This window comes from Paenibacillus abyssi (assembly GCF_014640295.1).
GTDB lineage: Bacteria > Bacillota > Bacilli > Paenibacillales > Paenibacillaceae > Paenibacillus_D > Paenibacillus_D abyssi.
In genome coordinates this window covers 273,626-294,870 of sequence record NZ_BMGR01000006.1, presented here as the reverse complement: position 1 = coordinate 294,870, position 21,245 = coordinate 273,626, and the positions used below count along the sequence as shown (strand labels likewise).

23 protein-coding genes are annotated in these 21,245 nt (G+C 51.4%); 18 read left to right on the top strand and 5 right to left on the bottom strand.

Annotated elements, in window-relative coordinates; translation table 11 throughout:
• Nucleotide 1 precedes the first annotated feature (1 nt).
• A complete protein-coding gene (gene lipA / locus IEW11_RS11240; protein WP_188531164.1) occupies nucleotides 2-898 on the top strand; it encodes a lipoyl synthase in 897 nt (298 codons plus the stop codon).
• A gap of 17 nt (nucleotides 899-915) precedes the next feature.
• Nucleotides 916-1,290 carry a YutD family protein gene (locus tag IEW11_RS11235; RefSeq protein ID WP_188531163.1) on the top strand — a complete coding sequence of 125 codons (375 nt, stop codon included), beginning with the start codon at nucleotides 916-918 and terminating at the stop codon, nucleotides 1,288-1,290.
• 36 nt (nucleotides 1,291-1,326) lie between these two features.
• On the opposite strand, the gene IEW11_RS11230 is transcribed toward IEW11_RS11235, so the two are convergent.
• The 3 genes from IEW11_RS11230 to spoVV all read right to left on the bottom strand — a co-directional run bounded on the left by IEW11_RS11230 (nucleotide 1,327) and on the right by spoVV (nucleotide 5,002).
• Nucleotides 1,327-3,069, bottom strand: a complete 1,743-nt coding sequence (locus IEW11_RS11230) for an ABC transporter ATP-binding protein (protein ID WP_188531162.1) — start codon at nucleotides 3,067-3,069, stop codon at nucleotides 1,327-1,329.
• Nucleotides 3,069-3,866 (bottom strand): NAD kinase, encoded by a 798-nt coding sequence (locus IEW11_RS11225; RefSeq protein WP_188531161.1) that lies wholly within the window; start codon nucleotides 3,864-3,866, stop codon nucleotides 3,069-3,071. The genes IEW11_RS11230 and IEW11_RS11225 overlap by 1 nt, the downstream gene beginning before the upstream one ends.
• A 68-nt stretch (nucleotides 3,867-3,934) precedes the next feature.
• Nucleotides 3,935-5,002, bottom strand: a complete 1,068-nt coding sequence (gene spoVV / locus IEW11_RS11220; RefSeq protein WP_188531160.1) for a dipicolinic acid transporter SpoVV — start codon at nucleotides 5,000-5,002, stop codon at nucleotides 3,935-3,937.
• 430 nt (nucleotides 5,003-5,432) lie between these two features.
• Here spoVV and IEW11_RS11215 point away from each other — a divergent pair, with 430 nt between their 5' ends.
• Both IEW11_RS11215 and IEW11_RS11210 read left to right on the top strand, forming a co-directional pair.
• On the top strand, nucleotides 5,433-5,822 hold the full coding sequence (locus tag IEW11_RS11215; RefSeq protein ID WP_188531190.1) for a globin domain-containing protein: 390 nt from the start codon (nucleotides 5,433-5,435) through the stop codon (nucleotides 5,820-5,822).
• 2 nt (nucleotides 5,823-5,824) lie between these two features.
• Nucleotides 5,825-6,526 (top strand): DUF2225 domain-containing protein, encoded by a 702-nt coding sequence (locus IEW11_RS11210; protein ID WP_188531159.1) that lies wholly within the window; start codon nucleotides 5,825-5,827, stop codon nucleotides 6,524-6,526.
• 21 nt (nucleotides 6,527-6,547) lie between these two features.
• Here the strand turns inward: IEW11_RS11210 and IEW11_RS11205 are convergent, their stop codons facing one another.
• The gene (locus IEW11_RS11205) at nucleotides 6,548-6,778 is read right to left on the bottom strand and encodes a hypothetical protein (protein WP_188531158.1); all 231 of its coding nucleotides are present in this window, start codon (nucleotides 6,776-6,778) and stop codon (nucleotides 6,548-6,550) included.
• Nucleotides 6,775-6,948 (bottom strand): YycC family protein, encoded by a 174-nt coding sequence (locus tag IEW11_RS11200; RefSeq protein ID WP_188531157.1) that lies wholly within the window; start codon nucleotides 6,946-6,948, stop codon nucleotides 6,775-6,777. The genes IEW11_RS11205 and IEW11_RS11200 overlap by 4 nt, the downstream gene beginning before the upstream one ends.
• A gap of 159 nt (nucleotides 6,949-7,107) precedes the next feature.
• Here IEW11_RS11200 and IEW11_RS11195 point away from each other — a divergent pair, with 159 nt between their 5' ends.
• From IEW11_RS11195 to IEW11_RS11130, 14 genes are all read left to right on the top strand, one after another.
• Nucleotides 7,108-8,895 (top strand): M3 family oligoendopeptidase, encoded by a 1,788-nt coding sequence (locus IEW11_RS11195; RefSeq protein ID WP_188531156.1) that lies wholly within the window; start codon nucleotides 7,108-7,110, stop codon nucleotides 8,893-8,895.
• A 498-nt stretch (nucleotides 8,896-9,393) separates the two neighbouring features.
• On the top strand, nucleotides 9,394-10,035 hold the full coding sequence (locus IEW11_RS11190; RefSeq protein WP_268237381.1) for a CBS domain-containing protein: 642 nt from the start codon (nucleotides 9,394-9,396) through the stop codon (nucleotides 10,033-10,035).
• Nucleotides 10,036-10,050: 15 nt separating this feature from the next.
• A complete protein-coding gene (locus IEW11_RS11185) occupies nucleotides 10,051-10,863 on the top strand; it encodes a pyruvate, water dikinase regulatory protein (protein ID WP_188531154.1) in 813 nt (270 codons plus the stop codon).
• A 32-nt stretch (nucleotides 10,864-10,895) separates the two neighbouring features.
• Nucleotides 10,896-11,864 (top strand): class II fructose-bisphosphatase, encoded by a 969-nt coding sequence (gene glpX / locus IEW11_RS11180; RefSeq protein WP_188531153.1) that lies wholly within the window; start codon nucleotides 10,896-10,898, stop codon nucleotides 11,862-11,864.
• Between the two features lie 16 nt (nucleotides 11,865-11,880).
• A complete protein-coding gene (ndk, locus tag IEW11_RS11175) occupies nucleotides 11,881-12,279 on the top strand; it encodes a nucleoside-diphosphate kinase (protein ID WP_188531152.1) in 399 nt (132 codons plus the stop codon).
• 48 nt (nucleotides 12,280-12,327) lie between these two features.
• On the top strand, nucleotides 12,328-12,975 hold the full coding sequence (gene fsa / locus IEW11_RS11170; RefSeq protein ID WP_188531151.1) for a fructose-6-phosphate aldolase: 648 nt from the start codon (nucleotides 12,328-12,330) through the stop codon (nucleotides 12,973-12,975).
• A 129-nt stretch (nucleotides 12,976-13,104) separates the two neighbouring features.
• A complete protein-coding gene (locus IEW11_RS11165; RefSeq protein WP_188531150.1) occupies nucleotides 13,105-14,307 on the top strand; it encodes a P-loop NTPase family protein in 1,203 nt (400 codons plus the stop codon).
• Nucleotides 14,231-15,466 carry a TadA family conjugal transfer-associated ATPase gene (locus IEW11_RS11160; RefSeq protein ID WP_188531149.1) on the top strand — a complete coding sequence of 412 codons (1,236 nt, stop codon included), beginning with the start codon at nucleotides 14,231-14,233 and terminating at the stop codon, nucleotides 15,464-15,466. The genes IEW11_RS11165 and IEW11_RS11160 overlap by 77 nt, the downstream gene beginning before the upstream one ends.
• Complete coding sequence (locus tag IEW11_RS11155; RefSeq protein ID WP_229725168.1) at nucleotides 15,467-16,243, top strand: type II secretion system F family protein; 777 nt, start codon at nucleotides 15,467-15,469, stop codon at nucleotides 16,241-16,243.
• Nucleotides 16,244-16,258: 15 nt separating this feature from the next.
• Complete coding sequence (locus tag IEW11_RS11150; protein ID WP_188531148.1) at nucleotides 16,259-17,134, top strand: type II secretion system F family protein; 876 nt, start codon at nucleotides 16,259-16,261, stop codon at nucleotides 17,132-17,134.
• Nucleotides 17,135-17,173: 39 nt separating this feature from the next.
• The gene (locus tag IEW11_RS11145) at nucleotides 17,174-17,359 is read left to right on the top strand and encodes a Flp1 family type IVb pilin (RefSeq protein WP_188531147.1); all 186 of its coding nucleotides are present in this window, start codon (nucleotides 17,174-17,176) and stop codon (nucleotides 17,357-17,359) included.
• Entirely contained in the window at nucleotides 17,352-18,059 is a 708-nt protein-coding gene (locus IEW11_RS11140; RefSeq protein WP_188531146.1) for a TadE/TadG family type IV pilus assembly protein, read from the top strand. The genes IEW11_RS11145 and IEW11_RS11140 overlap by 8 nt, the downstream gene beginning before the upstream one ends.
• Nucleotides 18,056-20,326: a pilus assembly protein gene (locus IEW11_RS11135; protein ID WP_188531145.1), complete on the top strand. Its 2,271-nt coding sequence runs from the start codon at nucleotides 18,056-18,058 to the stop codon at nucleotides 20,324-20,326. Before IEW11_RS11140 ends, IEW11_RS11135 begins: the two co-directional genes overlap by 4 nt.
• The gene (locus IEW11_RS11130; RefSeq protein ID WP_188531144.1) at nucleotides 20,289-21,239 is read left to right on the top strand and encodes a TadE/TadG family type IV pilus assembly protein; all 951 of its coding nucleotides are present in this window, start codon (nucleotides 20,289-20,291) and stop codon (nucleotides 21,237-21,239) included. The genes IEW11_RS11135 and IEW11_RS11130 overlap by 38 nt, the downstream gene beginning before the upstream one ends.
• The last annotated feature ends 6 nt before the right edge of the window (nucleotides 21,240-21,245 follow it).

Below are 21,245 nucleotides of genomic sequence, written 5' to 3'. Positions count from 1 at the left end.
CATGAGTACAAAGCAAGTGAACAAAGAACCTAAGCCGGACTGGCTTCGAATAAAGCTGACGACAGGCGGCAACTATACAGAGCTCAAAGATATGATGCGTTCCAAAACGCTTCATACCGTTTGCGAGGAGGCGCGTTGTCCGAATATTTATGAATGTTGGGCGAATCGTACGGCCACGTTCATGATATTAGGGGATATTTGTACGCGGGCTTGCCGTTTCTGCGCGGTAAACACCGGCATGCCGACGGAGCTTGACCTTCAAGAGCCGCAGCGGGTGGCGGAAGCTGCCGAACAGATGGGATTACAGCATTGTGTCGTTACATCCGTGGCGCGTGACGATCTGGCGGATGGCGGTGCTTTAATCTTCGCCGAGACGATTCGTGAGATTCGCAAAAAATTGCCATTATGCAGTGTAGAAGTGCTGATTCCTGACTTTATGGGGAATTGGGATGCGTTGCAGACCGTAATGGATGCTAAACCCGATATCCTCAATCATAATATCGAAACAGTTGAGCGGTTGTCGGATCGGGTTCGCGCCAAGGCAAAGTATGAACGCTCGATTGAGCTTCTGCGCCGGGCAAAAGCGATGAAGCCGAATATTCCGACCAAATCAAGCATCATGCTTGGTGTCGGGGAGACATGGGATGAAATATTGCAGGCTATGGATGATTTAAGAGCTGTCGATTGCAATATATTGACGTTAGGCCAATATTTGCAGCCAACACCGAATCATCTGGCGATCGAACGGTATGTTCATCCGGATGAGTTTGCACAGCTTAAGCAGGAAGGACTGAAGCGCGGTTTCAGTCATGTGGAATCAGGACCTCTCGTGCGCAGCTCCTATCATGCACATGAGCAAGTGCAGTCTGCGGCAGAGTCCCAGGCTGCAACGAACTAAAGAGGAGTGGAAACGCCTTGATTCATATCGGTGGCAGGACATACGAGCTTATTCACGAGCATAAGGATGCATGGAATGCAGAAGTGTTTCGCGATCGGTACAGCGAAGTTCTGGAACGATACGATTATATTATCGGGGATTGGGGTTACAGCCAGCTTCGATTGAAAGGTTTTTTTAAAGAAAATCATCCTAAAGCAACGAAAGATTCGGCCTTTTCCAGTATTTCAGATTATATCAATGAATATTGCAATTTTGGCTGCGCCTACTTTGTCCTGCAAAAAGTGCCGGGCAAGAAGCAGGATTCCGATCCGAAAGACAAAGGAAAAGACAGCAGCCAGCCGCAAGAACCAGTCACAAGCAGTGAAGAAACAGTAAACGCCAGCGGCTCCTGATCGGAGCTGCTGGCGTTTGTTTTGTTAAGGACATTATTATAAATGCTGCACACTATAGAGTCTGGCATAAGCGCCGTTCTGTGCCATTAGCTGATCGTGGGTTCCCCGCTCAACGACTTCGCCTTGCTCAATTACGATAATCTGATCCGCATGCGTTATCGTGGACAGGCGATGCGCGACAATCAAGGTCGTTCGGGTTTCAGCCAAAACCTGCAGCGATTCTTGAATGAGATGCTCCGATTCCAGATCAAGCGCCGATGTCGCTTCATCCAGGATAAGAATTGCAGGATCTTTCAGGAATACCCTCCCGATGGCTACCCGCTGCTTTTGGCCGCCGGAGAGCTTAACGCCCCTCTCCCCGATTTCCGTATCGTAGCCATCCGGCAGGTTCATGATGAAATCATGAGCATTGGCTCTTTGCGCGGCATCGATCATTTGGGCTTCGGATGCATCTGGATTCCCAAGCATAATGTTTTCGCGTACGCTTCCACTGAATAGAATATTATCCTGCAGCACCATGCCGATCTGGGAACGCAGACTGTGCAGCGTAACGTCTTGGATCGAATGACCGTCAATCCGAATGTGGCCTTGCCCGATGTCATAGAATCGCGGGAGCAGGCTGATCAAGGTCGATTTCCCGCCGCCGCTCATGCCGACAAGGGCTACCGTCTGGCCGGGCTCGATCCTCAGGCTTGCAGAGCGCAGCACCCAGTCTGTATCTTCCTTGTATCGAAACCAGACATCCTCAAATTCAATGGCACCCCGGACTTTCGGCAGCGGCTTCGCTGACGGACCATCCTTCACATCCGACGGTTCATCGAACAGGTCCATCACACGCTCCAGCGAGGCGGAAGCCTGGGTTAACTCCGTCGAAGCATTAACAAGCCTGCGAAGCGGCGTATATAGCCGGTCGAGGTATCCGTAGAAAGCGACAAATTCACCGATCGATAATTGCTGATTAATGACTAAATACCCGCCATAAGCTAAAACGAGCAGCGGCGCAATTTCGGTTAGCGTGTTAATGATGGCATTGGTCAGCGCGTTCCACCGCGTAAGCGCGAGCGCGCGCTCAAGGAAATTGCCGTTTTTGCCGCCGAACTGTTTTTGCTCATGAGCTTCCAGGGTGAAGCTTTTGACGACCGGAATCCCGTTCACATGCTCATTCAAATAACCTTGCATATCCGCAAGCGCAGCAGATCGGGAACGTGAATAATTGCGCAGCCTTTTGTAGAGCTTTTTCACCGCAAATGCATAAAAAGGAAGAATAAGTACAGCAACCAAAGTGAGCGTCGCATTCATCTGGGACATAATAATCAGGGCGATCGACAGAGTGAAGATGTCCAGCCAAATGTTCATCATGCCCGTCTCGACAATGGATTTGGTCTGTTCAACATCGTTCATGACCCGCGAGATAATCTCGCCGGACTTGCGGTTTTGATAAAAGCGCAGGGACAATCGCTGCAGATGCGCGTACAGTTGATTTCTAAGGTCAAATAATATCCGGCTGGTTGTCAGCTGAGCGAAGTACTGGCGGAAATACTCGATCGGATACCGGACGATGACGAACAGGACAAAAGCGAATCCGATAACGGTCAGGAGCTTAGAAACTTTAGCATCCAATACAAGCTCAGGTGCAAGTAGAATGTCATCCACGACATATTTTAGAAACAGCGGCATCATTAACGGAATTGAAAATTTAACCATACCGATAACGAGCGTCAGCGCGACCAGCCATCGGTATGGCTTAACAAACCGGAAATACATTCGAAATTCTTTCATTATTTCACTTCATAGCCGAGGAATGCTTCCCGTACGCGATTCCAGAACGGAAACGGACGGTATCTTGCAAAACATACCCTGCGATCGGATACGCTGCAGCGGATCGAGTGAATATCCTCACGTTCGATATTGACGTGATCAATGGTCAGCAGCAATCTCTGCTCTTTCTTGGATATGATATCGCAATGATGGTGCTCCGGCAAAATGACGGAGGAACCAAGCGTTCGAAACACGCGGTTGTTGATGGATGCAATCTCGGCGATCTGCAACGAAGGAATGGACGGGTGGATGACAGCCCCGCCGACGCTTTTATTGTAAGCCGTGCTTCCGGTAGGGGTAGAGATCACGATCCCGTCCCCCCTGAACATTTCGAACATTTCATCATTGATGTTGATTTGGGCAACGAGTGTGCCGTCAACGCCTTTCAGTGTGAATTCGTTAAGCGCCAGATAGCTGGCAGGCCCTTCCTTTGTTTCCAGCTCAATCTGCGCCAGCGGATAGCGAACCCGCTTGGGCTCGGCAGATGCCATCACGGCAACCAGCTCGTCCAGCTCATCGGCTTTCCAGTCGGCATAGAACCCTAGATGGCCGGTATGTACACCGACGAAGGCAACGTCATGCATTTGATCCATGAACGTGTGAAAGGCATGTAAGAGTGTTCCGTCTCCGCCAATCGATATGACGGTCTCCGGAAATTGGTCATTTCTCTCGAAGCCTTGTGCGGCCGCCAATTCGTGAAATCGCTTGGCAAGCTCCTGGGAGAGGCTGTCTCCACGATCTAATACGGCATATTTCACGCCGGGTAGCTCCTTCCGCATCTTAATCTTAGTTTAGATGATATCGGAAAAAGAAGCGGAACACAATGTTACACCACCGGCCCGACCCAGCCCCACAATAAGTATACAAGCGCCAGCGACAGCAGGCTGTGAATCAAACGGGCAATAAGGAATGGCTTGTAGCGCATATCCGTGCGGCTGATTAAGCTGGCAACCTGCGCATGAACGGATAAACCGGCCCACGATAACACCCATGCGGCGATGGCAGCTTGATGGATGAGCATTCCGCCGCTCGCTCCAGCCTCTCTGGCTCCTAATGTAACCTCGAACAACCCGTTAATGATGGCATCCGATAGCCTCTCAGGCAGCCCGGCAGCGACAAACAGCGACTGGATGAAGGAGGAGAGAAAGCTGACCATGCCTGCATTGCTCAGCACCTCCATCACGACTGAGAAGAATACGACAAGCCCGCCGACAACCATCATCAATCGTAATGCGGATTGAATCGCATCTGTCATCAGCTTTCCGAAGGGGCGGTTATCGCGAAGCCGGGCTTCATGCATGGCTATCAGCGCGGCGGAAAAACGGTTATAACGGCTCCCGCTATCGGTTTTATGCTGGAGGGGCGTTGCCGGCGCGTGGCGGTCATGATAACGCATCAGCAGACCGACCAGCAGCGCGCTGCCGTAATGGGCAGCGGCAAGCACTGGCGCAAGGGCGGCATTGTGAAAGAAGCCAACCGAGACGGCGCCGATCAGAAAGATGGGATCGGACGTCGTCGTAAACGCGACGAGGCGTTCGCCTTCTGTACGGTTAATGAGTTTCTGTTCCCATATCTGCGAGGTTAGCCTGGCCCCTACCGGATAACCGGATGCAAAGCCCATCGTCATGACGAAACCGCCGATCCCCGGTATGCGGAAGAGGGGCCTCATCAGCGGGTCAAGCAGCGTACCAAAGAAATGAACGATGCCGAAGCCGAGCAAAAGCTCGGAAATGACAAAGAACGGAAACAATGCCGGGAACAGCACCTCCCACCATATCGATACCCCGCGTACCGCGGCCTGCAAGGCGGAGGCGGGGAATACGGAAAGCAGTAAAACCAATAATACGGTAGCCCATGCCGTAAGAAAAACGGGATGTATAAGGTAACGGAGCATGCCCTGTGCCTCCTGCTGTGAGCTCTTTCTATAGGTATATGTGCAAAGGGGACAAACATCCCTAATCTGTGTATAAAATTACCAATAAAGTTTTAGAAAACGCTTGCAAAAAAGTGCTGATTTTTTAATTCGGCTATGCTACAATAGACCTAAATCAAATGCAAGGAGTGATGGATATGAGTATTATTGCCGGCATCCTCGTTTGCTTGTTTGTATATGTGATCCGTCAGTCCTTGGTCGGATCCGGAGAAGAAGAGTGGAGCAGTTATTAATAAGTTAGGCCCGCCAGCCCCTGCTGCGGGCTTTTTTTTGTTGCTTAGCCATGACACAAGGATGACAACGTCTTTCCGTAAAGCTTATGGTATAATACATCTACACGCTGCACCGATTTATGTGCAAAATTTATTCAAATTGGAGAACAAAAATGACGATGAACTCTTATCATACTCTTTATGAAGCAATCGGCGGCGAAACAACGGTTCGCCGTATTGTGGAGGCCTTTTATCCTCGCGTACAGGCCCATCCGCTGATCGGTCCGTTATTTCCCGAAGACATCACACCGGTTATGGAAAAGCAATATTTATTCCTTACTCAATTTTTCGGCGGGCCTACCCTTTATTCGGACCAGAATGGACATCCGATGATGCGGGCGCGCCACCTGCCTTTTCCGATTAACAAGGAGCGGGCGGACGCATGGCTCTCCTGTATGCAAGGCGCGTTGAAAGAGATCGGGCTGAACGAGGAGCTGCAGGCCATTGTATTGGAGAGGCTGTCAGGTCCGGCCTATCATTTTATTAACACAGGGGAAGAGGAGATTTAACCGTGCTGGAACCATTGTATCAGACGAAGATTCAATGCGTATGCTGCGAAACGCCTTTCGAAACGTCACGGGTACGCACAAGCTTTAAAAAGGTCATCAAGCGGGATACCGATTTTTGCGCTTATTATAAAGAAGAGCACAATCCGGAGTACTATGTGGTACGCGTATGTCCAAGCTGCGGCTTTTCGTCAACGGAGAATTCCATCGAGCAATTGAATGACAAGCAAAAGAACAGCTATTTAACACGAATCGGAAGCAGCTGGTCTACGCGCGATTACGGGGGGACACGATCCTGGGAGCAGGCGATGGAAACCTATAAGCTGGCATTAATTTGTGCCCAGACCGTAGGGGAGAAGGATCGGGTGATATCCGGCCTTCTGCACCATATCGCCTGGTTATATCGCTATAAGGACAACAAGGAGCAGGAGATGCGGTTTCTGCGATTCGCGCTTGAATCGTACATCCGCGTCTATGAGGTTGAAGGCGGCTCGGTTAACAATGCCCGCTTGATGTATTTGATCGGAGAGCTGCATCGCCGTGTCGATGAACCGTACGAAGCGGTGAAATGGTTCGGACGGGTAATAAATGATAAGAAAATCGTGGACGCCGCGATGATTCGCGCTTCGCGTGAGCAATGGCAGCTGCTGCGGGAAGAGATGACATCCAAGAAGCTTGAACTGCCGGAGGAAATGCAGAGCTCCTGATTCGGAGCTCCTGTTCTGCAGTTATCTAATTTTCTGATTCGTTAGCAAATAATCGCGGTCGGTATCGATTACCGTCACTTTATTATGGCAGCAAGGAAAGATCAGCAGCCGCTTCTTGCCTTCATGAATTTCCGTCAGCTCCGAAGGGCGCAGAGCGAGAAGTACATTCTCTTGGCCGCAGAAGGGGCATGTCGGAATATAAATATCATTCATGATCCGGTCATACGGAAGGCAATTTTCGAATGGAATCATGAGGGGCTATCCTTTGATTCATCCGCTTTTTTTGCTTCGCCGGCAGTCAATTCTGCGAGCTTTTGCAGCAAAATATGGCGGGGCATATGCATAAGATGCTCGATCGGCACCTTCAATTGCTCGGCCAGCTTTATAGCGGTTTCCGGTGAGATTTGCAATGGTTTGGACATCTTAGTTCCTCCTCAAGAAAGGATTTCGGCAGGAAATCCGATTTGTAAGCATAATTTAATGATATGGCTATATTAAAGTTATACACTGCCGGCACGGATTGCGCAAACATTAGGCCCAGCGTCCGGCCGGCTATTTGGCATGGGAAAGGGGCGTTTGTCATGGAGAAAAATCTGAGGGTGAGCTGGGAGCTTGATGTGCTGTATAAGGGAGGCTCGGAATCGCAGGACTTCGCGGCTGAGCTGAATGGGATTGAACAGGATATCGCACAGCTTGGTGAATCGTTGTCTTCAGCAGCGGGTAAGGAAGACGGGACTCTGCTGTTAAGCTGGACAGAGCAGATGCAATCCATTCTGCTGCGACTTCGCCAATCGGAATCATTCGTATCCTGTTTGCTTGCCCAAAATGTGAAGGATAGCAAAGCGGTAGTGCTTGGCGATCGTGTAAAATCGATCAGCGCCCGTTTCCTTGGCGTGCTGACCCGCTTTGATGAAGCGCTTCGGGCAATTGACGATCCGGCATGGTCTGATTGGATGGCGAAGCCGGAGGCGGAAGCTGTAGCGTTCAATTTAAATGAACGGCGTGAAATTGCCAAAGAGAAGCTGCCGCCTGAACAAGAAGCGCTGGCGGGAGATCTGGCAGTGGATGGTTATCATGCATGGGGTGATTTGTACAATACGATTGTTTCGCGGGCCCGCTTTCGGGTTGTCACGAAGTCAGGAGAAGAAAAACTGCTCTCAGCAGGACAAATGCAGAATCGTCTGTCCGATGGTAACCGGGAGGTCCGCAGCACGGCGTTTGATGAGTGGGAGCGGGAATGGAGCGAACAGGCTGACCTGTGCGCAGATGCATTGAACAGGATCGCCGGCTTCAGGCTTAAGCTGTATGAGCGTAGAGGCTGGGACACGGTTATTAAAGAGCCGCTGCAGATCAACCGGATGAGTGAGGCGACGATCCATGCGATGTGGTCTGCAGTGGATGCGGGCAAGCCGGTTCTGGTCGCTTTTCTGGAGCGAAAAGCCAAGCTGCTCGGACTGCCGCGATTGGATTGGCATGATGTGGAGGCGCCGATCGGTACAGCCGCGAAAACCGTATCTTTTGACGATGCAGCCGCTTTTATTGTCGAACGGTTCCGCGCTTTCAACCCGGACCTCGCGGATTTTTCGGAGAAAGCGTTCCGGGAAGGCTGGATTGAAGCGGAGGATCGTCCAGGCAAACGTCCGGGCGGCTTCTGTACCGCATTCCCTAAAAGCCGGCAAACGCGGATTTTCATGACGTATTCCGGCACGGCGGATAATATTGCGACATTGGCCCATGAGCTGGGTCACGCCTATCATCAGCACTTAATGGACGATTTGCCGCCGCTTGCCCAGGAATATGCAATGAATGTCGCAGAGACCGCTTCAACGTTTGCAGAGATGATCGTGGCCGACTCGGCGCTGCAGCTATCAAGGGATCCGCAGGAGAAGCTGGCGCTGCTGGAGGACAAGATCGGGCGGTCTGTTGCGTTTTTTATGAACATTCATGCCCGGTATAAGTTTGAAACCGCATTTTACGAACGCCGCCGCAGCGGCATGCTGTCACCGGAAGAGATCAGCGCACTGATGGAGCAGGCCCAAGAGGAAGCGTTCAGCGGAGCGATCGGCCGCAAACACCCGCATTTCTGGGCCTCGAAGCTGCATTTTTATTTAACGGATGTTCCGTTCTATAATTTCCCTTATACATTTGGTTATTTGTTCAGCAGCGGCATATACGCCAGGGCGCTGGCCGAAGGTCCTTCATTTACGGAGAAATACGCCGCACTGCTGCGTGATACCGGACGGATGACCGTGGAGGAGCTGGCTTACAAACATCTGGGTGTGCGGCTTGAAGAGGAATCGTTCTGGAAGGACGCGGTGGAGAGAGCGACTGCGGATGTCCGCACTTTCCTGGAGCTGACTGCAGAGTAAGCTTCAGGCACAAGCCGAATTTGGTTTTACCGCATTCACTGCGCAGTCGAATGTTCTTCCGATCGCTGACGCTTCTCCAGAATCATTCGATCTGCTTCGTTTAGGCGTAACCGTTTCTTTCCTAAAAACAAACAAAAAAAAGCCTTTCCTTGTTAACATGTAAGTACGACCAAACATGAACAAAGGAGAGGCTTCTTTTGTACATCGAATATACCTGGACCACCTTACTTGCCCATGGACTTGCAGGAAGATATCCCCGATAACCATCTCGTCCGCGTCATCAATGATGCCGTCAAAGCATGGAGTATCTCCGCCATAAACAAATGGCAGGAGAGCGATTGAAGAGTGAAGAAGGCTACGCATTAAATAAGTCATATTAAACTATTAATGCTATTAATTAATCGATCGTATCTTTCATATATTGTACATCAAATATATATGTGATACATTAAAAAGGGATTATTGCCGAATTAATTATGTCTCAAACAGAAAGGGGTATTGATTATTGAACTTTCCGCACGACAACTTGAAATCATGAGTCTGGTTAAACAGAATGCCCCGATAACCGGTGAGCAGCTTGCCGAGCTGCTGGGTGTGAGCAGACCGACCCTGCGTTCCGATTTATCACTCTTGGTTATGCTGGGGCTGCTGGATGCGAAGCCAAAGGTAGGCTATTTTTTGGGCAATGCATACCGACAGGATAATGCCGCTCTGCAGAACCTCAAAACGATGCTGGTTCGCCATGTCCAAGGACTGCCGGTTAATATAGCGGATACTTTATCCGTACACGATGCTGTGGTCAACTTGTTCATTGAGAATGCTGATACGCTCTTGGTAGTTAATGAGCAAAAAAGGTTTGTAGGCATTGTTACGCCAAAGGACTTGTTGAAAGTGACACTGGGCAACCCGAATGCTGCCGGTATTCCTGTAAGCATGGTGATGACCCGTTATCCGAATACCGTCACCGTTACACCGGATGATCCCGTTACCGAAGCTGTTCGAAAGATGATCACCCATCAGGTGGATTGTCTGCCTGTCGTTATTGATGGACAGGACGGCCAAGGGCCGGAGGCGGTAGGATCGGTCACGAAAACGAATGTCATACATCTTCTTAAGGATCTGGTTAGGACCGCGGAATAGGGGGAGCAATCATTCATGGGACAGGAGAAAATCATCTATGTCTGTTCAGATGCCGTCGGTGAAACGTCAGAGGCCGTCGCAAGAGCAGCGATGCGTCAGTTTCCAGCCGGAGAAGTGAAGCTGAAACGGTATGGACATATCAAGAGTGAAGAAGAAATCGCTGCTATCGTCAAGGAAGCGGCGGCAACAGGCGGCTTTATCGCTTTCACGCTCGTGCAGCCGGAGCTGCGGGAGATGATGAAGGAGGAAGCGCAGCGATGCGGCGTTCGCGTTGTTGATGTGATGGGCCCGATGATGCAGGCCTATATTGATACCTTTAACGGCTTTCCGAAGCGTCAGCCTGGTCTGCTGCACGCACTGGATGAGGATTATTTCGAGCGGATCGAAGCGATCGAATTTGCCGTTAAATACGATGACGGCAAAGACGCCCGAGGGCTGCAGCAGGCGCAGGTCGTGCTGGTTGGCGTATCGAGGACATCTAAGACCCCGCTTAGCATTTTCTTGGCTCATAAAGGCATTAAAGTGGCGAATTTTCCGCTTATTCCCGAGGTTAAGGTGCCGCCTGAGCTGGTTCCGGTACCGGGCAGATTGATTGTCGGACTGACGATGCAGCCCGAGCATATGATTAAAGTCCGGAAGGAACGCCTGAAGACGATGGGACTGCCGCCGGTGTCCCAGTATGCATCGATCGCACGGATCGACGAGGAATTGTCCTATGCGGCCAAGGTCATGCAATCGCTGGATTGCCGGATCATCGATGTAACGGACCGGGCGATCGAAGAAACCGCAGGCATAGTAAGCGCCTGGTTGAATGAAATAAACCGATAAGGGATAAAACGGTAAAGAGGGGATGACCGATCATGGAACGTGAGCTGGCGCTGGAATTGGTGCGTGTGACTGAGCTGGCGGCACTGGCAGCATCGCCTTGGATGGGACGCGGCGATAAGAACAGTGCGGATGAAGCGGCAACGGAAGCGATGCGAAGAATGTTCGACTCCGTTTCCATGCAGGGAACCGTTGTGATCGGTGAAGGTGAAATGGACGAGGCGCCGATGCTTTATATCGGTGAGCAGGTCGGCAATATGCAAGGACCGCCTGTCGATGTAGCCGTTGATCCTCTGGAAGGAACGGAAATCGTTGCAAAGGGGCTCAACAATGCAATGTCGGTTTTGGCCATTGCACCGAAGGGACAGCTTTTGCATGCGCCTGACATGTACATGGAGAAGCTGGCGGTAGGTCCGGCGTTGGCGGGTAAGCTGAGCTTGCTCGACCCGATCCGCACTACGGTGGAGAAGGCTGCGTTGGCGCTTGGCAAACCGCTCTCCGATTTGACGGTAATTCTGCTCGATCGTGAGCGTCATAAACAAATCGTTACCGACCTGCGGCGAACAGGGGTACGAATCAAATTTCTGTCTGATGGCGATGTGGCTGGAGCGATGGCGCCGGCATTTCCCGAGACAGGGATCGATCTGTATGTCGGATCGGGCGGGGCGCCAGAAGGCGTTCTGGCTGCGGCGGCATTGAAGTGCTTGGGCGGGGAAATCCTAGGGCGCCTGATGCCGGAGGATCAGTCGCAGCATGACCGCTGCATCGAGATGGGGCTTGAAGACCCGCGCCGTCTGCTGACGATGGATGATATGGTCGGTACTGGCGATGTGATCTTTACGGCGACCGGCGTAACCCCCGGGGAGTTTCTCGGAGGCGTGAGATATTTGCCGGATCAACGGGCAGAGACCCACTCTGTTGTCATGCGTGCCAAAACGCGAACCATCCGTTACATAAAGTCATTGCATTATTTGCCAAACAAACCACTGCTGCGCAAATCATAAAAAGGGGATAATTAATATGGAGCGTACATTTGTCATGGTTAAACCGGATGGGGTCAAAAGAGCACTAATTGGTGAAATTGTTGCAAGGTTTGAAAAGAAAGGCTTTCAACTCATCGATGCAAAACTAATGAGCATCTCGACTGAGCTTGCGCAGGATCATTACGGCGAGCACAAAGAACGGCCATTTTTCGGAGAACTCGTTGATTTTATTACCTCAGGTCCGGTTTTTGCAATGATATGGGAAGGGCAAGATGCGGTGAAGAACGCACGTGCGATCATTGGCAAGACGAATCCGGCCGATGCAGCCCCAGGTACGATTCGCGGTGATTTTGCACTGGATGTCGCAAGCAACATCGTGCATGGCTCCGATTCCCCTGATAGTGCAGTCAGAGAGATTGGTTTGTTCTTTAAATAAAGGTAGTATATACTAAAATATATAAAAATTGAGAGGGGAATGCGATCAATGAAGTTTTTCTTAGATACAGCAAACGTTGAGGAAATTAAACGGATTGCCAAGCTTGGATTAGTAGACGGAGTGACGACGAATCCTTCTCTGATTTCTAGGGAAGGACGCGATTTTAAGCAGGTCATTCAGGAGATTAGCGGCATCGTCTCCGGTCCGGTAAGCGCTGAAGTCATCGGAACCAAAGCGGAGGACATGCTGAAGGAAGCCTATGAAATCGCGGAGTGGGCGCCCAATGTCGTCATTAAGCTGCCGATGACGGAAGATGGCTTGTATGCTACGCATGAGCTGTCCCAAAAAGGAATCAAAACAAATGTAACGCTTATCTTCTCTGCCGCTCAAGGCTTGATGGCCGCTAAAGCGGGAGCTACATTCATCAGTCCGTTCGTGGGCCGTTTGGATGATATTGCCGTTGAAGGGATGGGACTGATTCATCAGTTGAACGCGATCATTAATAATTATGGCTTTGATACGGAAATTATTGTGGCAAGCATTCGCCATATCGGCCATGTGGAGCAAGCTGCCGTTGCCGGAGCGCATATTGCGACCATTCCTGGCTCGCTGCTGCCTTCCCTGTGGAAGCATCCTTTGACCGATATTGGCATTGAGAAATTCTTGGCGGATTGGAACAAAATGCAAAGCAAATAAGTTGACGTATTGGAAATATTATGATACATTAACTCCAAATTCAACCAATTTACGAGCGGAAGCACCGCAAATCAGCGCATCATCATGCGCGGTTTGCGGTGTTTTTTTGCGTTCAAGGGGGAGAGCTGTATGAGGATCCATTCGCTTGTCATTGCCGCCAAAGAACAGGAATATGTAAAACGGCTGGCGGAGTACATCCGTGAATCTCCGGCCACAAGCAGCTGGCAGGTCACAGCATTTACGCATCCTCCGGCCTTAAAGCAGTATCTGCGAAGCGGGTATCCTGCGGATCTGCTGGCGCTGCAGCCGAACTTCCTTGAGGAGGCCAAGGAGGTTATGCCGGCCAAGGCCGTTGCCGCGGCGCTTGTGAGGCATCTGGGCGAAGCGGATGATTATGAGCAATTGCTGCAATATCAGCCGCTGCCTCAGCTTCTGAAGCAGTTGAATGAGATCTATACAAAAGCTAGCGGAGGTTCGCCTCTTGCGGGCGTTAAAGAGGGAACAACGCCCGTTGCCGCTATTTATTCAGCCATTGGAGGCATCGGCAAGACGACACTGGCCCTTAATTTGGCGAAGCAGGCGGCAGAAGGGGGCAAACGCGTATTTTATTTGAACTTAGAGATGTGGAACGCCACGGGGATGTACTTTGGCGGCGGGGCAGACGGCGAGGATGATTTTTCGAGAATGCTGTATATGCTGCAATCCGGGTCTGAGCAATCGGCGGCACAATTCGCGTCCATTCGCAAACATCATCCAGGTATGCAGATCGATTATTTCCAGCCTGCCCCAAGTCCCGATGAGCGGTTGGCCCTTACTTCAGAGCTTGCCTCTGCGATGGTAGACATGATTACTTCAAGCGGCCAGTATGATCTGCTGGTTATCGATCTGGATTGCAGAATGGATGATGTCTTCTTCCAGGTGCTTGAGGAATGCGGCCTGATGTTGTGGTTGAACGGCACCGACGTGACTGCAAAGCGCAAAACAGAGCTCGCTGTTCAATATGGCAGGCGGAAGCGGGGAGAAGCTTTTCGTGAGCTGGAGGCAAAGCTCAGAATAATACAGGTCGGAGTGCATGCGGCGGAAGAAGGCGGCCGACCCAGTGAGCAGAGCTTCCTATCCGCACATGGATTGCTGCCCTTCCATCCGCAATGGCATCAGGCAGAGCAGCCGGCGCAGCTTTTGTCATCTCCGCCTTACAGGGGGGCGGTAACGGGTTTGTTAAAGCAATGGATCTGGCCGGAAGGGGGGGCGGAAAGTGACAGAGGAGGTGGTGCTCGAGCTGCGGGACTTGGTGCGGGAGAGGATCGATCTGAGCGGATCCGTATCGGATGAGGCGTTAACCCGCATCATTGAACAGGCCGTGTTTGAGTGGAGCCGGGTCCATGCAATCACGGCGGGAGAGAAGCTGCAGTTGGTGCGGAGATTGTTTCATTCTTTCCGCGGGTTGGATGTGCTGCAGCCGCTGATGGAGGATCGGTCGGTTACGGAGATTATGATTAATGCGCATGATGAGGTGTTTATCGAACGCGCGGGAAAGTTAACGCGTTATCCGGTGGCGTTTGAGAGCAGGCAACGGTTGGAGGATATCATTCAGGCTGTAGTTGCCGGTGTCAATCGGGTCGTGAATGAATCAAGCCCCATCGTAGATGCCAGATTGAAGGATGGCTCCCGCGTGCATGTGGTGCTGCCTCCGATCGCATTGAAGGGACCGACAATGACAATTCGTAAATTTCCGGAGAACCCGCTGCTGATGGAAGATTTAATCCGGCTGGGCTCTTTAACCGAAGAGACGGCACAGCTGTTAAAAAAGCTTGTTATGGCAAAATACAATATCTTTATTAGCGGCGGAACCGGCTCCGGGAAAACGACATTTCTTAATGCGCTGTCGCAATACATACCATCCGATGAACGGATCGTGACGATTGAAGATTCGGCGGAGCTGAGAATACGCAATGTGTCCAATCTGGTTTCGCTGGAGACCCGCAATGCGAATACGGAAGGCAAGGGGGAGATCGCAATGCGTGAGCTCATTCGCGCATCGCTGAGAATGAGGCCAAGCCGCATTATCGTCGGTGAGGTTCGCGGCGGAGAAGCGCTTGACATGCTGCAGGCTATGAATACTGGTCATGACGGTGCCTTGTCTACCGGCCATGCCAACGGAGCGAAAGATATGCTGGGCCGTTTGGAGACGATGGTGTTAAGCGCTGCGGAGCTGCCTGTTCCGGTCATTCGCCAGCAAATATCATCGGCCATCGATGTGCTTATCCACCTCTCGCGACTGCGTGACCGCACCAGGCGGGTAACCGAAATTTGCGAGGTTGCGGGCATGAAAGACGGCGAGGTGGCGCTGAATCCTTTGTATCAGTTTGTGGAAGACGGCGAAGTCGAAGGGCGAATTGTCGGGAGTCTAAGAACGGCCGGAAGCCGCTTGCTGGATACAAGAAAGCTGAAGATGGCGGGCTTGAGCAGCGAAGAAGTGGAGGCGGTCTGATTGAACATCCGCCAAGGCGCTGTTCGGAGAAGGGTGTTGACCGATTACGCTGTCTACAACTTGTCCCGGCCTCAGTTTGTTTTATCTATTGCAGTTGGCGCCGCAATCAGCTTTTTGGCAGCGTATATATTTTATCACTCCGCAGCCGCAGCGATTGTCTTCTCGGCGGCTGGTTTGCTCGCTCCCCGCGTCTATCGGCAGGTGCTGCTTAAGAAACGCACAGAGCAGTTAAAGCAGCAATTTAAAGAAGCGTTGTTTTCATTGACTTCTTCGCTGGCGGCAGGCCGCTCGGTAGAAAATGCATTTCGGATGATTCCGGTCGACTTGAAGCTCATCTATCCCGATCCCGGGACGGATATTGTTCGTGAATTTGAAGTGATCCGATTCCGCCTGGAAAATGGAGAACCGCTCGAGCGCAGCCTTCGCGACTTTAGCGACCGAGCGGCCTTGGACGACATCAAACATTTTGTGGATGTGTTCTGTATCGGCAAACGATCGGGCGGAGACCTGATCGAGGTGATTCGCCAAACCTCATCCATTATCGGCGAGAAGCTGGAGATTCAACTTGAAATCGCTGTAATGATCGCACAGAAGCGGTTTGAGTCCAGGATTATGATGGCGGTGCCCTTTGTTTTTCTCGCTTTTTTATCCTATGCCGCTCCGGACTATATGGCCCCGTTATACGAAGGCGCCGGTTATGTGATGCTTACTCTTGCGCTGCTGCTGCTTGCGGGCTGTTACTGGTTCATCATCAAGTTAATGAATATTAAAACCTAGAAGGGAGGGACCTCAATGGCCGGAGCTGCGGCTTTTGCGCTGCTGCTTCTGTGGATGGGTGAAGCAGGCTGGCTTATCCTGAAAAGCAAGCAAAAGACAGGGAGCAGGGTACCGCCGAAGGGCACTGCTAAAGCCGCGCTGCTCGGCGATCCGTTTCTTCGAGCTTTTGAACGGCTGAAGCTGTGGAGCAGATCCCAAACCTTCATGACTGCTGTGCACCGCAATCTCGTTATTCTTAATGGTACGGCCCACACTGTTGATGATTCCAAGCATTATGTGGCGGAAACGATCGGGATCGGTTATTTGTCGCTTTGCGGCGGCCTGCTGTTATCCTGGGCAGCTAAAGAACCGGCGTTTTCAGTTATGGGATTGCTGCTGGCGGTTTTGCTGCCGACTGCCCGGATCAGGGATATTCACCGCAAGGTGGCCAGGCGAAAGCAGGACATGCTGCTGGCGCTTCCGGAGCTGCTCAGCAAGCTGATGCTGCTGGTTGGTGCTGGAGAAACAGTCGTTCGAGCGCTGATGCGCTGCCTTGAAAGCCATAATCGGCCTGAGAATGGAACGAACCCGCTCTATGTCGAGCTGGAGAGGATGTGTAATGAGCTTCATAACGGCACTGCCTTTCCAATTGCTCTGGAATCGTTCAGCAAACGCTGCTCCGTGCAGGAGGTGTCGATCTTTACAACTACGGTGCTGCTTAATTATCGGCGCGGCGGCGAACGGTTTACATTATCGTTACGGGAGCTTTCATACACGTTATGGGAAAAGCGCAAAGCGGTGGCACGTTCAAGAGGAGAGGAAGCTTCCTCCAAGCTGGTCTTTCCCTTGGTGATTATTTTTCTGGTATTGATGGTACTGGTCGCTTCGCCTGCTGTTCTTTTATTGGGATAATCATTGCCAACTATGTTACGAGAGAAGGAGAGCTGCAACATGTTGAAAATTAAGCAGGCTGTTAAACGATTCTGGCGTTCGGAGGAAGGCTTGGGTACATTGGAAATCATCCTGATCATATCCGTCGTCATTATAATCGCGCTGTTATTTAAAGATTGGATTATTGAGTTAATTGAGGATTTGATGGGAAAAGCCGACGGCGAGGCTGATAAAATTTTTGATTGATATGATGAAATCGCGTTGGCCGGCGTGGGTCAGGGATGAGAAAGGCAGTTTTTCATTAGAAGCATCGATGGTATTTCCGATTGTGTTTATTTTGACGTTAACAATGCTGTTGATGAGCATGTACGTGTATCAAAAAGTAATCCTCTATTATATTGCATCGACCACTGCGGAACGTACGGCATTTGGATGGGATAACAGCCATCGCTCCGCGGCCAGCGGTTTGGCACCGGCCGGCAAGCATGACGGATTGTATTGGCGTCTGCACGATGATCAAATGCTCGAAGCTTTGTTCGGCTTGGCTGTGGATGCTAAGGCGCCCTCAATTACGCTGCGGGACGCCGCGGGAAATGGCGAGACATCACTTCCGGAATCCAAGATGAGATCAGCTTCTGCTTGGATCCCGAGTCCGTATGACGGGAAGGTCATGTATGAACGGGAGATTTGGCAGCGGACGATCTCGGTTAAGCTGCGGCATGCGATATCGCTGGACCCGCTTGAAGCGTTGAATGGGCGATCAGAGCCAAGGGCAGCAGCTAACAGCGCAGTCGTAGATCCGGTAGAGTTCATTCGGAGCGTTGATCTGGTACGTTATTACACCGATAAATTCAACAATCGGTCTGATGGCGCTGCGGCTGCTGCAGAAGCGGCGACCATTCTTAAAGGAAGGAAAACAGCCGAGCGAGGAGGCTCTGCCAAGTGATGGGGGCAAATCGGGGAAGTGGGAAGAACCGTAAAATGCCGGTATCCGGTATCCGGATACGGTGGGCCCGGGAGAAAAGCGGGTCGGTGTCGGTCTATTTTATCGTCATTACAGCGGCAATCTTTTTGTTCAACGCGGTACTGATTGATTACGCAAGAGTGGCCTCGATGAATAATCAATTGGAAGCCGCTTCGCGCTCAGGTATCCGTTCGGTGTTATCCGCTTATGACGAGCAGCTCTATGATCGCTATGGCTTGTTCGCCAGAGGCGGGAGTGATGCCGGAGCTATCTTTGAACGCGTACTGGAAAACAGCATAACCTCGGGAGAATCAAGCTCTTTCAGGCTATTGGACATTCAAGTGGAGGCTTCACACGTGAACAGCTCGTCATATCTCGGTATTCATCCCGTATTTAAAAGACAAGTGCTGGAAGAAATGAAATATAAGGCGCCAATCGACTTTACGGTGGAGATGTTAAGCAAATTCAAGCCGCTGTCAAGCGCTCTGGAGGAAGCGGCCGCAACAGTTGACGTGCTTGAGAAGATGGAAAAGCTGTATGAAGCAAGAGAACGTCATCTTTCAAGTGCGATCATGCTGCAGAAGAAAGCGGCTGACGCGCTTGCATCCTCTGGAGTGCCGCTGCTCCTTCCTGCAGGCGGCAGCGGCGGCAGCGGATATGGAACGGTTAGCGGCATTGCGGAGAATTATGCTTCTTATGTGGATTGGGTGTTAAGCGATGAGGATCTTGAAGAAGATGAAAAGCCTCAATATACCATCGAAATCGCCAGCTTCCGGCAAAGCTCAACGATGACGGCCTTCAGCCTGCGCCGGTTAAGTGCGGGTTTGATAAGTGAGCACACACAGATGCAGCAACAAGCGCAGCACGAGGTCGAATCGGCAAAAAAATTGAATGAGCAGATGAGAGAGCTGGCGCAGCAAGCGGAATCGTCTTCATCGCATGCGGGCCAGTCCCGTCTTGATGGCGTTTCTGGCAGTAAAGGCGCCGTTCCGGATCAAGTGCCCCAGCAGTTAAAGGAAGTGCGCTTGATGTCAGAGGACTTGGTCATGGAAGCCGGATGGTTCGATGATTTTCAGGATGAGATCAATCGCCAAGCATCGGATTTCACAACGCTGGATATGGAAACGGTAACGTTTGAGGCGCAGTTGTCTGCTGCATTAAGCTCGGCTTCCTTACCTTCGACGCTGCCTGGGACCGCTGTTCGGCTTCAATCTGCTTATGCTGATTATCGTCAAAAATACATTCAACCCGCCTCAATATTAGCAGCGAGAGAAAACGGAATGTTATCGATGAGTGCAGGTGAAGCGGATCGAAAAGAGCAGCGGACAAAACAAGAAGCGAAGCTGAATGAGGCGCGCAAGCTGTTGCAGCGAATGAATACAATCCAGCCAACGGATGAACAGAAACAAGCTTTTGAAAAGCTGAAAGGGCATTTCGAGAAGAATAGGCTTGCCAATCAATCCGCTGAACCGGCTGAACCGGCTGAACCGGAGCATAACGGGAGCGGGGCGGGTCGAGGCGACGCGGCACAGCAGGCGGATCAATCATTGGACACAACTCGCGGGATGTTTGGCGGAATGGCTGAGATGCTTGTGTCGATCAGGGATCCGCTGTATCTGAATGAGTATGCGGTTAGCCGTTTCTCATCGTTAAGCCCGCAAAATCTGAGCGCAGTGGTTTTAGGAGAAGGGGAGGAAGTTGAGCTTTCCGGCGTATTGGATGTTAATCAGCAGGAAATCGAATATATTCTTTACGGCTTCCATCACCCCGCTTCGAATATCGCTGCGGCATATGCGGAAATATTCGCTTTTCGGCTGGCTATTCGAACGATGGAGGGACTGGTGCAAGCACGGACGTTGGGACATCCGCTCATGATTTTGTCCGCCGCGTTGCTGTACGGTTTAGAGAAATCGCTTGAAGATATCGTTCAGCTCGTCAAGCAGGGGTCCACTCCTTTATCCAAATATGCTGATGTAGATATTGCCTATAAAGATTATCTCCGTATGTTTCTGCTCATTCATGGCAGCCCGGAGACGAAGATTAGCCGCATGATTGCGTTAATCGAATTCAATACCGGTTATTCTCTCATACAGATGACGGCAGGCGTATCCGGCGAGGCAAGGGGATCGGTAAAGCTCTGGTTTCTGCCTGGTATTATGAAAAGCTTGACCCGCACTCGACTATTAAGCGGAAAGGTTGTCGGAAACCGTTATGAATCGACGAAAACGGCTGCTTGGTCGTATTCCTGATCCAGCGGGTGAGCAGGGCGGAATCGCGCTGGAGGCGGCTATAGTGGCGCCGGTGTTCTTATTCGTGCTTTTGTTTCTCGTAGTTATGGTCAGATTGGCTGCAGTCCAGATGGCGCTTCATGATACGGCTTCCCAAGCCGTGAGGCAGACAGCAGCGCATATTTATCCGATTGCGCTTGCAGCAGAGCAGTCGGGTTTCGAGCTGCCAACGGCATCCATCGGGGAACTGTCGCTCAGCGACATTGAAAGTGTCGCCGGGCAGCTTGCAGAGTGGATTCCCGAGCCGGCCGGCCCGCTGCTGGAATCGATTGGCGAGGGTGATTGGAGTCCGGTAGTCGATATGGCGGCAACAGAGATTGGACGCGGCGTAGTACAGCCGCTGCTTCGCCAATTTGCGGAGGCGTCGGTGCTCGATCCGGACGAGGTCCGGTTATACCGGCTCTCGATGCCGGATCTGAAAGAAAAGCAGGAGCCGTATTTTTCCATAACCGTAGAATACGAGCTGCCGCTCAATCTTCCGTTTACCCGTAAAACATTAACCCTGCGAGAGCGGGCAGAGGAAAGGGTATGGGTGAGTGACGCAATCGCCGCTCCTATCACTCCAGAAAGCTCAGAAGATGCAGCGGATCATCTTCAAATCCTGGCAATCGAGCCCTCTCCGGTCAGGCCAGGCAGGAAGGCACGGGTCATTGCGCTAACCGATCCAAACCGCAAGGTTTCTCTTACCGTTGAGTATAAAAGCGGCACAAGCAAAGCGAAGTTTCTGGGGGAACAAACCGCCGATGCAGACGGCATGGTGAGTTGGGAATGGCATGTATCCGGCAATACCACACCCGGGGTGTGGGAGCTGTACGTATCGACAGAGGATTCCAAACAGGTCGGGATGCATTTTTCCGTGGAAAAAGCGAAGTAGAGAGGA

Bases quoted from the DNA above. Each gene is read 5' to 3' on its own strand.
- lipA (WP_188531164.1), top strand. From the start codon at position 2: ATGAGTACAAAGCAAGTGAACAAAGAACCTAAGCCGGACTGGCTTCGA.
- IEW11_RS11230 (WP_188531162.1), bottom strand. From the start codon at position 3,069: ATGAAAGAATTTCGAATGTATTTCCGGTTTGTTAAGCCATACCGATGG.
- spoVV (WP_188531160.1), bottom strand. From the start codon at position 5,002: ATGCTCCGTTACCTTATACATCCCGTTTTTCTTACGGCATGGGCTACC.
- IEW11_RS11215 (WP_188531190.1), top strand. From the start codon at position 5,433: ATGAACTCTTATCATACTCTTTATGAAGCAATCGGCGGCGAAACAACG.
- IEW11_RS11205 (WP_188531158.1), bottom strand. From the start codon at position 6,778: ATGATTCCATTCGAAAATTGCCTTCCGTATGACCGGATCATGAATGAT.
- IEW11_RS11200 (WP_188531157.1), bottom strand. From the start codon at position 6,948: ATGTCCAAACCATTGCAAATCTCACCGGAAACCGCTATAAAGCTGGCC.
- IEW11_RS11195 (WP_188531156.1), top strand. From the start codon at position 7,108: ATGGAGAAAAATCTGAGGGTGAGCTGGGAGCTTGATGTGCTGTATAAG.
- IEW11_RS11185 (WP_188531154.1), top strand. From the start codon at position 10,051: ATGGGACAGGAGAAAATCATCTATGTCTGTTCAGATGCCGTCGGTGAA.
- glpX (WP_188531153.1), top strand. From the start codon at position 10,896: ATGGAACGTGAGCTGGCGCTGGAATTGGTGCGTGTGACTGAGCTGGCG.
- ndk (WP_188531152.1), top strand. From the start codon at position 11,881: ATGGAGCGTACATTTGTCATGGTTAAACCGGATGGGGTCAAAAGAGCA.
- fsa (WP_188531151.1), top strand. From the start codon at position 12,328: ATGAAGTTTTTCTTAGATACAGCAAACGTTGAGGAAATTAAACGGATT.
- IEW11_RS11165 (WP_188531150.1), top strand. From the start codon at position 13,105: ATGAGGATCCATTCGCTTGTCATTGCCGCCAAAGAACAGGAATATGTA.
- IEW11_RS11150 (WP_188531148.1), top strand. From the start codon at position 16,259: ATGGCCGGAGCTGCGGCTTTTGCGCTGCTGCTTCTGTGGATGGGTGAA.
- IEW11_RS11145 (WP_188531147.1), top strand. From the start codon at position 17,174: ATGTTGAAAATTAAGCAGGCTGTTAAACGATTCTGGCGTTCGGAGGAA.
- IEW11_RS11130 (WP_188531144.1), top strand. From the start codon at position 20,289: ATGAATCGACGAAAACGGCTGCTTGGTCGTATTCCTGATCCAGCGGGT.